We start from the raw sequence: 13132 nt of genomic DNA, 5'->3' as shown, positions 1-13132 counted from the left end.
CACCCGATTGATACAATGTAACAAAGGACCGCCATGCCCTCCCACCACCCTCGTTTCAAGCCGCATTCCCTGGCCCTGGCGCTTGCTGCGCTGCTGCCCTCCGTCGCCTTTGCGGCCTCCGACGATGATTCGCATCGTGACCGCCACCTGACCGAGCTGTCCTCGGTGCAGGTCACGGCATCGCCGCTGCAGGGTGATGCCGAATCGCTGGCGCGCCCGGTCGAAGTGCTGTCCGGTGAGCGCCTGGACGAGCAGAAGGCCGGCACCCTCGGCGACACCGTCGCCAAGCTGCCCGGCGTGCAGAGCACCTTCTTCGGCCCCGGCGTCGGCCGCCCGATCATCCGTGGCCAGGAAGGTCCGCGCGTGGCCGTGCTGTCCAACGGCATGGGCAACATGGACGCCTCCACCGTCAGCGCCGACCATGCCACCAGCATCGAGCCGTTCCTGGCCGACCAGATCGAAGTACTGAAAGGCCCGGCTACCCTGCTGTTCGGCAGCGGCGCGATCGGCGGTGCGGTGAACGTGGTCGATGGGCGCATTGCGCGCGAACTGCCGGATCGTCCGCTCAGCGGCCGTGCCGAGCTGCGTGGCAATTCGGTCAACGACGAACGCAGCGGCATGTTCCGCCTGGACGGCGTGAGCGGCAATGTCGTGCTGCACGTGGATGGCCTGGTGCGCAATGGCGATGATTTCCGCATTCCCGGCTACGCGGTGATCGACGGCCTGGAAGACCACCACGATGACCACGACCACGCGGGCGAGGAAGGCGAAGAGCCGCGTCGCGGCCGCCTGGACAACAGTTCCATCCGCACCCGCGCCGGTGGCGTCGGCGCCACCTGGCTGGGCGAAGGCGGCTACTTCGGCGCCTCGGCCAGCACCTACCGCACCAACTACGGCATCCCCAACGGCGCCCACGTGCATGCCGACGGCGATGGCCACGACCATGATCACGACCACGACCATGGCGAGGAGGAGGAAGGTGAAGAGCACGACGTGCGCATCGACATGGTGCAGAACCGTTTCGAGACCAAGGCCGGCATCTACAACCCGGTATCGTTCCTGAAGAACGTCAACGCGCGCGTGGCCTACACCGACTACGAACACGTGGAGCTGGAAGCCGGCACGCCGTCCACCCGCTTCACCAACCGCGGCATCGAAGGCCGCCTGGAAGCGGTGCAGCAGCAGATCGGCGGCTGGGACGGCGCCTTCGGCCTGCAGTTCGGCAACAGCGATTTCGGCGCCAAGGGCGAAGAAGCGTTCGTGCCCGATACCGGAACCAGGAACATCGGCCTGTTCGTTCTGCAGGAAAAGCAGTTCGGCCCGTTCAAGCTGGAACTGGGCGGTCGCCACGACCAGGTCAAGCTGGACCCGACCGGCGACTACCGCCGCCGCAAGTTCGACGCCACCAACCTGTCGGCTGCCGGCATCTGGAAGCTCAACGATGCGGTCGACCTGCGCATCGGCGTGGACAGCTCCGAGCGTGCACCGACCAATGAGGAGCTGTATGCCGCCGGTGCGCACATCGCCACCCGTTCGCTGGAAATCGGTGATGCCAACCTGAAGACCGAGCGCGGCCAACGCATTGAACTGGGCATCCACACCCACAGCGAGCGCCTGGACTTCTCCGCCGCGATCTACCAGACCAGGTTCAAGGACTTCATCTACCTGGCCGACACCGGCATCACCGAGAGCCTGCCGGTGCGCACCTGGACCCAGCAGGACGCGGTGTTCAAGGGCGCCGAGGCCGAAGCACTGGTGCACCTGTTCGAAGGCGGCGCCGGTGATTGGGACCTGCGCGTGTTCGGCGACTACGTGCAGGCCAAGCTGGACGGCAACGGCAGCCGCACCCTGGACATCGCCGTGCCGCACGGTGACCACAACCACAACTACAGCGTGGAACTGGCCAACACCGGTTACCTGCCGCGCATCGCCCCGGCCCGCGTCGGCGCCGACCTGCGCTGGGCGAAGGATGGCTGGCGTGCCTCGGTGGGCGCGGTGCGTTACAGCCGGCAGAAGGACGTTGCGCAGAACGAGGAGCCGAGCAACGGCTACACCCTGGTCGATGCGCACCTGGCCTACCGCTGGGACCGCAGCGACAGCAACAGCTACGAGTTGTTCCTGGATGGCAGCAACCTGACCAACCGCGAAGTGCGTCCGCATACCTCGCTGCTGAAGGATTACTCGCCGCTGCCGGGTCGTGGTGTCGCTTTCGGGATCCGCGCGTTCTTCTGATGAGGCATCCACGCGTGGCGTGGATCTACGGGGGGCCGCGTGGCCTCCCGTTTTTTTTTTGCGCCCCGCCCGCCATCACGCATCCGTCACAAAGATGTGCGTACGACAACAAGCGGACAATCCCGTCGCCATCTGTCTCTCGCCATCCGGACATTTGTGTCCGAAAATGAAGCCATGACCACCCAACGTGCCGATGCCGCTGCCCGCCGAGCCCTCATCCTCGATGCTGCCGACCATGTGTTCGGCCAACACGGCGTCACCGCGCCGCTGGACCTGGTGGTCGAGCGTGCCGAAGTCGGCCGCGCCACCCTGTATCGGAACTTCCCTGACCGCACCGCGCTGATCCAGGCGCTGCTGCAGCGCACGGTCGACCGCATCCGCCGCCAGGTCGAGCAGCTTGGCGACCGCGACGACGCCCTGTTCGAGGTGTTCGAAGGCATGGCCCAGCGCATCGTCGATTCGCCGGCTCTTGCCGATTACTGGCGCGCGGTCGATTCGGACGTGCCGGCCATGCGCACCGCACGCGAGACCGTGCGCGACCTGCTGGAAGCCCCCATCGCCCGCGCCAAGGCCGCTGGCCTGTGCCGGCCCGACCTGGAGAAGACGGATATTTCACTGATCTCGGGCATGCTGGGGGCGGCCCTGCGCGGCAAGACCCGCGATGAGCGCGCCCAGCTGGCCGGGCGTGCCCTGCAGCTGCTGCGCGGGGGACTCCAGGGAGCAGCCAGCGGGGAACGCTGATGGTGCAGCCGTACCTCAAGCCGGTTCCGGATTGGGAGGAGCACGAGAAGCCGACCATGCCCGGTTCGGCGTCGATGCCCTGGCACCCGCCTTATCGGCGTGCAGCCTATGCACTGGTGTCGCTGCTGGTGGCCATCACCGGTGGCCTCGGCAATGCGCTGGTAACGGCCAACCTGCCCTTCCTGCAGGGGCAACTGGCACTCACTCCCACCCAGGGCAGCTGGCTGGTGGCTGCCTACGCCATGGTCAACGTGACCGCCAATCTGCTGGCCTTCAAGTTCCGCCAGCAGTACGGCATCCGCCTGTTCGCCGAGATCGGCCTGGGGCTGTACGCGGCGCTGGCGGTGCTGCACCTGTTCGTCGGCAGTTTCGAGACCACCATGCTGACCCGCGCCGCCAGCGGTTTCGCCGGCGCGGCCTGCTCGACGCTGGGGACGCTGTACATGCTGCAGGCGCTGCCACGGCGATTCACCGGCAACCTGCTGGTGATCGGCGTCGGCCTGTCGCAGCTGGCGGTGCCGATTGCCTGGATCGTCTCGCCCGGCCTGGTCGATACCGGCCAATGGCACCAGCTGTATTCGTTCGAAGCGGGGCTGGCGCTGTGCGCGTTTGCCGCCGTGGTCGTGCTGAAGCTGCCGCCGGGCATCCAGGTCAAGGCCTTCGAACCGCTGGATTTCCTCACCTTCGCCCTGCTCGCGCCTGCCGTCGCCCTGCTGGTGGTGGTGCTGGCCCAGGGCTACACGCGCTGGTGGTTGAACACACCGTGGCTGGGCTGGGCGCTGATCGCCTCCATCGTGCTGACCACCACCGCACTGATCATCGAACACTACCGGCGCAACCCGCTGCTGCAGATCCGTTGGCTGTCGACCCTGCCGGTGATGCACTTCATCGTCGGCGCCTTCCTGATCCGCTTCCTGACCACTGAACAGTCCTACGGCGTGGTCAACCTGATGCGCACGCTGGGCATGGGACCGGACCAGATGCGGCCGCTGTTCGTGGTGATCCTGGCCGGCGTGGTCACCGGCATCGCCGGTGCGTCACTGACCTTCGGCCCGAAGCGCCTGATCGCGCAGTTGCTGATGGCGATCCTGCTGCTGGGTGCCGCCGCGTTCTTCGACCAGCACCGCACCAGCCTGGATCGCCCGCACGACTTCTACATCAGCCAGTTCCTGGCGTCGGTGGGCGCCGGCATGTTCATGGGCCCGCTGATCATGCTTGGCATTTCCGCCGCGTTGAAACAGGGCGTGGACCACATGATCACCTTCCTGGTGACATTGTCGATCACGCAGACGCTGGGCGGACTGGCCGGCTCAGCCGTGCTGGGAACATTCCAGCTGCATCGCGAGCAGCTGTATTCCAGCGCGCTGACCAGCCAGCTCGATCCAGCCGACCCGGTGGTGGCACAGCGCCTGCGCATCCAGCAACAGCTGTACGCAGCGCAGATCACCGACCCGGTGCTGCGCAGTGCCCAGGGCAGCGCGCAGCTGGCGCAGACCACCCGCCGCGAAGCCAACGTGCGAGGCTTCAACGATGTGTTCACCCTGAGCGGCTGGCTGGCAATCGGTTTCCTGTGCTGGTTGCTGTTGCTGTCGCTGCGTACCGCCGTACGCAAACAATGGCGCAAGCGCCATCCTTCCTCCCCCGCTGCGGCTGCGACCGCGGCACCGCGCTGAGTCCACCGTCATGCCTCCCGTCCCGCCCCGTCCAGACGACACCGACGCTGCCGAGAACGTCACCCCGCCGCCGCCCACCGATGCGGCACCGGCGGCGACGCCTGCCGCGCCCGCCGCCGCGCCGAAGTACCTCAAGCCGAGTTCGCGCAGCGTGGTGGTGATGGTGGTGGTGGCCCTGCTGGGCATCGCGCTGATCCTGCGCGCCTGGCACCTGTGGCCGTTCACCAGCAGCGTGATGGTGACCGACAACGCCTACGTGCGCGGGCAGATCACGGTGATGGCGCCGCAGGTGAACGGCTATGTGACCGACGTGCTGGTGAAGGACTTCCAGCACGTGAAGCAGGGCGAGCCGCTGCTGCGCATCGACGACCGCATCTACGCGCAGCGGGTGGCGCAGGCGCAGGCCACGCTGGACAGCGCGCGCGCGGCCCTGGCCAATTCGGACCAGTCGCAGGCGCAGAACCGCGCGCAGATTGCTGCGGCGCGGGCCACGCTGTCGGCCGGCCAGGCCGAGCTGCAGCGCTCGCGCAACGAGGCCAAGCGCTACGAGGAACTGGCGGCGCAGCAGCTGGTGTCGATCAACGACCGCGACAAGTTCCGCACCAGCCAGGCCTCGGCGCAGGCCAGCGTGCAGCAGTCGCAGGCGCAGATCCGCATCGCCGAAGAAACCCTGGTCTCGACCCAGGTCTCGCGCAAGAGCCTGGAAGCGCAGGTGGAAAGTGCGCAGGCACAGCTTGAGCTGGCCCGCATCGACCTGGCCAATACGGTGATCCATGCGCCGCGCGACGGGCAGATCAGCGAAGCCAGCGTGCGCGTGGGACAGTACGTAGCCGCCGGTTCGCAGCTGCTGTTCCTGGTGCCCGATGCATTGTGGGTGGTAGCCAACTACAAGGAAGGCCAGACCTGGCAGATGAAGATCGGGCAGCCCGCCTCGTTCTCGGTGGATGCGTTCCAGGGCCAGGTGCTGCGCGGACGCGTGGAGCAGATCGCGCCGGCCACCGGATCGGAGTTCAGCGTGCTGCGCCCGGACAATGCCAGCGGCAATTTCACCAAGGTGGTGCAGCGGCTGCCGGTGCGGATCTCGATCAACGGGGACCAGGAACTGGCGGCGCGGTTGCGGCCGGGCATGTCGGTGATCGTGCGGGTGGATACCGCGACCAAGCCGTTGGACTAGGGCGCCGGCCCGGTGGAGTCGAACCATGCTCCATGCTCGGCTGCATTGTCATGAAATGGGGTCAGGTCCCTTTGCCAGTGGCAAAGGGACCTGACCCCAGTCCCGAGGAAGCCGGCCAGCGGCCGGCACTACCCTCGCATCAGCCTGCGCAGCGGGCGCAGAGTCCGTGTACTTCCAATGTCTGAGCCTGCGGTTGGAAGCCGAGCTCCTTGGCCCGCTTTTCGAGCTGGGTCACGATCTCGCGGTCTTCCAGTTCCACCGCGCTGTGGCAGCTGTTGCAGATCAGGAACGGCACCGAATGGGCCGCACTGCTGGGGTGGTGGCAGGCCACGAAGGCATTGACCGATTCCAGCTTGTGCACGAAGCCATTGGCCATGAGGAAGTCGAGCGCGCGATACACGGTGGGCGGGGCGTCAGCGCCCACCCCCTTGCCGTTGCGCACCCACTCCAGCAGCTCGTAGGCCTTGACCGGCTTGCCGGCCTCGGCGATCAGCTTGAGCACGTTGGCGCGGATGGGGGTAAGGCGCAGCCCGCGCTCGCGCGAGACACGCTCGACCACCGCCACGAAATCCGACGCGTCGTGGACATGGTGGTGCGGGGCCGTACAGGCGGTTTTGGCGGACATGCGCGTTCTCCAGTTCAGGCGTGGGCCGCAGGGCTCAGGCCGTTGCTACCTTGGTGATGGCCACATCGATGCGTTTCAAGGCCTGCTCGCGGCCGGCCAGGTACACGGTATGGGAAATGTCAGGGCTGACCTGGGTGCCGGTGATGGCCACGCGCAGCGGCTGGGCGACCTTGCCCATGCCCATTTCCAGCGCCGCCGCTGCATCGTGCAGGGCCACGCCAACGGCCTCGGCGGTCCACTCCGGCAGGGCTGCCAGCAGCTCGCGGGCTTTGCCCAGCGGCAGTTCCGCGCCGGCCTTGAAGTGCTTGGCCACGGCCGCTTCATCGTATTCGTTCAGCGGCTGGTACCAGACCACGGCCTTCTCGGCCATTTCCTTCAGGGTCTGCACGCGCTCGCGCAGGGCGATCACCACGTCCACCGGCGCCGGGCCAGCGGACACGTCCAGGCCCAGCTTCTGCAGCTGGTAGACCAGGTGCGGTGCGATCGCGGCCGGCTCCTCGGTCTTCAGGAAGTGCTGGTTGACCCAGCCGAGCTTGGCCATGTCCAGGCGCGAGGCCTTGGAATTGCAGTCCTTCACATCGAACAGGTCGATCAGTTCCTGGCGGCTGAACAGTTCCTGGTCACCGTGCGACCAGCCCAGCCGGGCCAGGTAGCTCAGCAGTGCATCAGGCAGGTAGCCGGCGTCCTTGTACTGCATCACGTCGGCCGCGCCGGTGCGCTTGGACAGCTTGGCGCCCTGCTCGTCCAGGATCATCGGCATGTGGCCGAACTTCGGCACCGGTGCGCCGATGCCTTCGTACAGGTTGATCTGGCGCGGGGTGTTGTTGATGTGATCGTCGCCACGGATGACTTCGGAGATCTTCATGTCCCAGTCGTCCACCACTACCGCGAAGTTGTAGGTGGGGTAGCCGTCCGGACGGAAGATCACCATGTCATCCAGCTCGCTGTTGGCGATCTCGATGCGGCCCTTGATCAGGTCATCGAACACCACCGTGCCTTCAAGCGGGTTCTTGAAGCGGATGACGCGGTTCGGATCGTCCCTGTACGGCAGGCCCTGATCGCGGGCAGCACCGTTGTAGCGCGGCTTTTCCTGCCTGGCCATCGCGGCTTCGCGCATGGCGTCCAGTTCTTCGCGGGTTTCGTAGGCGTAGTACGCCTTGCCGTCGGCGATCAACTGCTCGGCCACTTCCTTGTACCGGGCCACGCGCTCGGTCTGGTAGACCGGGCCTTCGTCGTAGTCCAGGCCCAGCCACTCCATCGCTTCCAGGATCGCGTCGATCGCGCCCTGGGTGCTGCGTTCACGGTCGGTGTCCTCGATGCGCAGCACGAACTCGCCGCCACGATGGCGGGCCTCCAGCCAGCAGTACAGCGCGGTGCGGGCGCCACCGATATGCAGGTAGCCGGTGGGACTGGGGGCGAAGCGGGTGCGGCAGGTCATGGAGGGCTCGAGGAACGGGTATCCCCCGATTTTACCAGCCCTCCGCCCCCTGCGGAAAAAGGGGACGGAGGGGATCAAGTCACTATTGCCGCGCTCCCGGGAGAACGCCGATGCAGCGGAGGGGAAACACGACTTGATCCCCCTCCGTCCCTTTTTCAGGGCTCGGGCTTGCGCGGGAACGGCTGCTCGCGCATGGCGGCGTGGTAGGCAAAGGAGGCAACGATGGCGGCGGCCTGCTTCAGGTCTTCCGGTTCGGCGTGGTCCCAGGTGTCCAGGTGGCTGTGGTGGACGTTGCTGAAATAGTCCAGCTTGTCCTGGATGAACTGGAAGCCCGGCAGGCCGATGCGGTCGAAGCTGATGTGGTCGGTGCTGCCGGTGTTGCGGGTGGCCACGGTGGTTGCACCCACGTCATGGAACGGGGCGAGCCAGGCTTCGAAGATCGGCATCGCCGCCAGGTTTTCCTGTGCGTAGATGCCACGGAAGCGGCCCGAGCCGTTGTCCATGTTGAAGTAGACCTGGAACTTGCCGTAGTCGCGGGTCTTCTGCAGGGCACCGGTCGGTTCGCGCAGCGAGGCCGGCAGCGCCTTCTGCGCCGGGTCGGTGGGCTCGGGGAATCGACCGAAGTGCTTGGCCACGTAAGCCTGCGAACCGATCAGTCCCTGTTCCTCGCCACTCCACAGCGCAACCCGGATGGTGCGCTTGGGCTTGGCGCCGCTGGCCTTGAGGATGCGCATGGCCTCCATCATCACCGCCACGCCGGCGGCGTTGTCGGCCGCGCCGGTGCCGCTGTGCCAGGAATCCAGGTGCGCGCCGATCATCACCACCTCGTCCGGCCTGCTGCTGCCACGGATCTCGGCCAGGGTGTTGTAGCCGGGCTGGTCGGCCTCGTCGGTGAAGCGTGCGGCCACATCCACGCGCAGGCGCACGCTCTGCTTGGCTTCCAGCGCGCGTACCAGCGGATTGAAGTGCTCGGCGATCATCGCCAGTTCGGGAATGCCGACCGCTTCGCCGGCCTTGCGCGAGCCGCCACCGGCCACGCGGATGATGCCGTTGTCCCAGCTGCTGATGCTGATCGAGGCCAGCGCGCCTTCTTCAACGAAGAATGCGTTGACCTTCGCCGCCAGCGCCTGCTTCTCCTGGTATTCCTTGACCCGCTTGGCGCGATCGGCGGCCACGTCCTTGTCCTTGGGCAGGGTGAATTCCTGCAGGCCTTCCAGCGAGGTGGCGTCGTGCCGGTGCGAATCGGCGCCGGTGCCGCGCTTGTATTCGCGGGCCTCGCCCAGCAGCAGGATCTTTCCACGCAGCTTGCCGCGATATTTCTCGATGTCCTCGGGCTTCTTGATGTCCACCTGCAGCAGGTCGCCCTCGACCGGGCCGTTGGTGCCCGGCGTCCAACGCCTTGGGCAGCGCATGCAGTGGCTGCACGCGATCGCCCAGCATTTCCACGCTGGCCGAGGTGAATTCCCAGCCACGGCCGAATTCGTCGAAGGCTTCGTCATGGACATTGTCCAGCTTCCATTCGCTGAACTTGCCACGGGTCCAGGCGTTGGCACGCCCCATCGCCGGCGAATTGGTCAGGCGCGGCCCGATGCGTTCGGTGAGGTAGCTGAAGGTATCCATCACCTGCGACTTGTGGAACGCCTGCTGGCGGATCTTGCCGACCATGTCCAGGTCCACCGGCTCGCGCTGCTGCGCCACCGCATTGCCACCCATCGCCAGCGCTACTGCCAGCACGCCCCACTTCAGCCCGCTCCACGTCAACACGCCGCACCCCTGCCCTTCGGCTCGATCATCATCCGCTCGAGTCTAGCCAGCCGCGGCGCCCGGCCCCCGTCCCATCGGTCATGGGCATCTGGTAGATCCACGCCATGCGTGGATGGCGCCTTCCCACCGAAGAGCGGTGCGGACCAAGGTCCGCACCCAGCAGAGGCCCCGTAGATCCACGCCACGCGTGGATGGGCCTTCCGCTGTCACCCGTTCCACCCCAGCCACAGCTGCGCGCGTTCGGGCAACAGCAGCAGCCAGTGCCGCTGGTCGATGCTGCTGCAACCAAACACCGCCGCATGTTCCGGCCAGCCTGCCGGCAGCCCATCGATGCCGATCTCCGACAACGCCGCCGCCCCGGCCTTCCATGGCCGGTAACGGGGCACCTTGCCGGCGAGCGCGCCGCGTCCGTGCCGCGCCTCCCGCAACCAGTCCAGCCCGCGCCGCTGCAATCCTTCGCAGGTGATGGCGGCCAGCTGGAAGCGGACCAGGCCGGGCGCGATCCGTGCCCCCGGCAAGGCCGCCAGTACCCCATGGGCCTGCAGCAGTGCATCCACCTCCAACAGCGCGGGAATGCCCTGTCGTGCCCGTTGCTGCAATCCTTGGCGCCAGCCCATGGCGTACTCCTTACTTCTGTTCGGCCAGGGCGTACCAGTCAACCCGACGGGTCACCCACATCGCCAGCGCGAGGATCACGAACAGCAGCAGCGAGCCCATCAGCAGCGCATTGTTTTCCGAGACCAGCAGCCCATACAGCGCGCCATACAGCACCGTCAGCATCGCGGCGAAGCCCAGGCCCCGCTTCCAGTGACCCAGCACATTGGCCAGGTACACCGCCTGCAGGCTGATGCAGGCCAGCGCGGAAACCAGGTAGGCCTGCCAGAAGGCGATGTGCTCGGACAGGCTGATCAGCAGCAGGAAGAAGATCGCCAGCGCCAGGCCGACCATCAGGTACTGCAGCGGATGGATGCGCAGCGACTTGATCAGTTCGAACAAAATGAAACCAACGAACGTCAGCACCACGAACAGCACGCCGTACTTGGACGCGCGGTCGGCCTGGGTATAGGTATCGATCGGGTCGACCAGCGAAACCTGCACCGCCTGTGCATCCAGGTCATCGCCCTCGCGCAGTCGCTGCTGTGCGTCCGATGCCAGCGAGGACACGGCCCAGCGTGCATCGAAGCCCTGCGCATCCACACGCCGCTCGTTCGGCAGGAACGCACCGGCGAACGATGGATGCGGCCAGCTGGACCGCAGGGATATCTGGTTGTCATCGCCCACCGGCACCACCGACAGCGAGCGGCTGCCATCAAGCTGCAGTTCCAGTTCCACGCTGCTGGCCGCCAGGGTGCCTCCGGTGCGGGTGATGCCGGTGATCGGTGCATGCAGCCCACGGCCCAGTGCGGATGCGCCGGCCACGCCCGGCAGCAGCTTGACCTGCTGCCCATCAACCCGCAGGTTCGGCGTACCGACCAGGCCACGCGCATCAGACACGCCCAGCGCGATGTAGGCCTCGCCATAGGTCATGCCATCGTGCTCCGGGTAGGCGTCCTCGCTGAAGGTCGCCTTGAGCTGGCCGTTCCAGCTGTACACCGGCACCTTGAACAGGCCGACCGAGCGCTGGCCGGGCAGCAGCTCGCCACTGATCTGCAGGGTGGCCGGCGGCTGCAGCCAGTAGCCCTGGGTAGTCTGCAGCTCGCTCTTCTTGTTGCCCTGCACATCGACCACTTCCACCAGCTCGCGCTTGGACCATGGCACCACGCGCACCGGCCCGACCACCCGCTGGGTACCGGCACGGCTTTCGGCCACCCGCGAATAGGCTTCTTCGCGATAGGCGCTGCGCTCGGTGATGACGCTGCGGATCAGGTACAGCGGAATCAGCAGCAACAGGATCAGGCCGCCGACAATGGCGAACCGCAGCAGCATCTTCAGGGATTTCATCGTCCGTCCTCGTTGGAGAGGACTGCAGGATGGACGGCTGCGGTGAGCAGGGTTTGTGGCGAATTTGAAGCGGGTGTGAAGTCAGCGCCGCAGACGCTGGCCCGGTATCGCCAGCGGCAGCCACAGGCTGGCCACGGTGCCGCCGCCTTCGCGCGGCTGCAGGCTGGCGCGGCCGTCATGCAGGCGCACGACTTCCTGCACGAAGGGCAGGCCGAGGCCGGAACTGCGGCGGCCGGTGCCGGGTCGGGCCAGCGAATAGAAGCGTTCGAACACGCGCTCGCGTGCGTAATCGGGAATGCCCGCGCCACGGTCGGCAACCTGCAGGCGCATGCCCTGCCCGTCCAGCTGGGCATCCAGTTGCACCTGTGCGCCGGGTGGCGAGAACGCAATGGCGTTGTCGATCAGGTTGTGCAGCGCTTGCCGCAGCAGATAGCCATCGCCCTGCACGCGCAGGTCGGGTACCTGCTCGATATGCAGCTGGACACCTGCGGCCTGCGCGCGTACCTGCGCCGCCGCCGCAGCTTCCTGCAGCAGCACCGGCAAGGCGATCGGATCACGGGTCTGCAACCACCCGTGCTGCTCGACCTCGGCCAGCGCCAGCAGCTTGTCGATGGTTTCGGTGAGCCGTTCCTGCTGGTCGACGATGCTGCGTGCGAAATGCGCACGGTCAGCGTCGGCCATCGGCTCCTGCAGCAGCTCGGCGGCCCCCCGGATCGCCGCCAACGGGCTTTTCATCTCGTGGGTCAGCGATTGCACGTACTGCTCGACGTACGCCTTGCCTTCCAGCTTGCGCCGCATGGTCTCCAGCGCCTGGCCAAGATCGCCGATCTCGTCGTTGCGCCGCTTCGGCGGCGGCACCGGTTCACCGGCACTGACCGCACGCGCATAGCGGCTGAGCTGGCCCAGGCCGTTGGTCAGCCACATCGTCACCAGCACGCCCACCAGCGCCGACAGGCCGATCAGCCAAGCACCGCGCTCGATGATGGCGCGCTGGCTGGCGGCGATGAACGGATCGATGCTGCGGTTGGGCTGGGCCAGGCTGAGCACGCCGATCAGTGTGCTGCCATCGGCCGGGTCATACACCGGCGCGGCCACGTGCATCACCGTGTTGCTGTCATCGCCCGGCGTTTCCGGGCTGGAGCGCGCACCGTATTCGCCGCGCAGGGTGCGGTAGACATCGTTCCAGCGCGAATTGTCGCGGCCCACGTCGCGGCCCAGCGAATCGTAGATCACGATGCCCTTGGCGTCGGTGATCGTCACCCGGTAGTCCAGCGCACGCTTGGGGAAGCGCCAGACCATCGCCTTCAGGTCGCGCTGCCGGGCCTTGGCCAGGTTGCGGGTGAAGGTACCATTGCGAATGGTGCCGGCCTTGACGTCGGCGGCGGCCATTTCCGCCAGCACGTTGGCCGCATCCACCAGGGTCGATTCCATCGCCTGGCGCACGCCCGGCTTCACTTCGTTGACGAACACACGCATCACGAAGAACGCGGCGATGCCCACGATCAGGAAGAACCCCAGGAACAGTTTCAGGACCAGACGCACGG

9 protein-coding genes and 1 pseudogene are annotated in these 13132 nt (G+C 66.7%); 4 read left to right on the top strand and 6 right to left on the bottom strand.

Annotation, left to right across the window (positions count from 1 at the left end; translation table 11 throughout):
• Positions 1 to 33: 33 nt before the first annotated feature.
• From D0Y85_RS06280 to D0Y85_RS06265, 4 genes are all read left to right on the top strand, one after another.
• Positions 34 to 2232: a TonB-dependent receptor gene (locus D0Y85_RS06280; RefSeq protein ID WP_117309868.1), complete on the top strand. Its 2199-nt coding sequence runs from the start codon at positions 34 to 36 to the stop codon at positions 2230 to 2232.
• A gap of 174 nt (positions 2233 to 2406) precedes the next feature.
• Positions 2407 to 2973: a TetR/AcrR family transcriptional regulator gene (locus D0Y85_RS06275; protein WP_025879336.1), complete on the top strand. Its 567-nt coding sequence runs from the start codon at positions 2407 to 2409 to the stop codon at positions 2971 to 2973.
• Entirely contained in the window at positions 2973 to 4646 is a 1674-nt protein-coding gene (locus D0Y85_RS06270) for an MFS transporter (RefSeq protein ID WP_025879335.1), read from the top strand. The genes D0Y85_RS06275 and D0Y85_RS06270 overlap by 1 nt, the downstream gene beginning before the upstream one ends.
• A gap of 10 nt (positions 4647 to 4656) precedes the next feature.
• The gene (locus D0Y85_RS06265; protein ID WP_117309867.1) at positions 4657 to 5820 is read left to right on the top strand and encodes an HlyD family secretion protein; all 1164 of its coding nucleotides are present in this window, start codon (positions 4657 to 4659) and stop codon (positions 5818 to 5820) included.
• Positions 5821 to 5959: 139 nt separating this feature from the next.
• Here the strand turns inward: D0Y85_RS06265 and D0Y85_RS06260 are convergent, their stop codons facing one another.
• The 6 genes and pseudogenes from D0Y85_RS06260 to creC form a co-directional block, all read right to left on the bottom strand.
• Positions 5960 to 6445 carry a Fur family transcriptional regulator gene (locus D0Y85_RS06260; protein ID WP_025879333.1) on the bottom strand — a complete coding sequence of 162 codons (486 nt, stop codon included), beginning with the start codon at positions 6443 to 6445 and terminating at the stop codon, positions 5960 to 5962.
• A 34-nt stretch (positions 6446 to 6479) separates the two neighbouring features.
• Positions 6480 to 7883 carry a glutamate--tRNA ligase gene (gene gltX, locus D0Y85_RS06255; protein ID WP_117309866.1) on the bottom strand — a complete coding sequence of 468 codons (1404 nt, stop codon included), beginning with the start codon at positions 7881 to 7883 and terminating at the stop codon, positions 6480 to 6482.
• Between the two features lie 155 nt (positions 7884 to 8038).
• A pseudogene (locus D0Y85_RS06250) lies at positions 8039 to 9596 on the bottom strand (M20/M25/M40 family metallo-hydrolase).
• Between the two features lie 257 nt (positions 9597 to 9853).
• The gene (locus tag D0Y85_RS06245; RefSeq protein ID WP_117309865.1) at positions 9854 to 10264 is read right to left on the bottom strand and encodes a hypothetical protein; all 411 of its coding nucleotides are present in this window, start codon (positions 10262 to 10264) and stop codon (positions 9854 to 9856) included.
• Between the two features lie 10 nt (positions 10265 to 10274).
• Complete coding sequence (creD, locus tag D0Y85_RS06240) at positions 10275 to 11588, bottom strand: cell envelope integrity protein CreD (protein ID WP_117309864.1); 1314 nt, start codon at positions 11586 to 11588, stop codon at positions 10275 to 10277.
• 81 nt (positions 11589 to 11669) lie between these two features.
• Positions 11670 to 13130: a two-component system sensor histidine kinase CreC gene (gene creC / locus D0Y85_RS06235; protein ID WP_117309863.1), complete on the bottom strand. Its 1461-nt coding sequence runs from the start codon at positions 13128 to 13130 to the stop codon at positions 11670 to 11672.
• Positions 13131 to 13132: the final 2 nt, after the last annotated feature.

The organism is Stenotrophomonas sp. G4, assembly GCF_003428825.1.
Classification (GTDB): Bacteria; Pseudomonadota; Gammaproteobacteria; order Xanthomonadales; family Xanthomonadaceae; genus Stenotrophomonas; species Stenotrophomonas indicatrix.
Note: the sequence above shows the minus strand (reverse complement) of the source record. Positions and strands in the feature narration are given on the sequence as shown.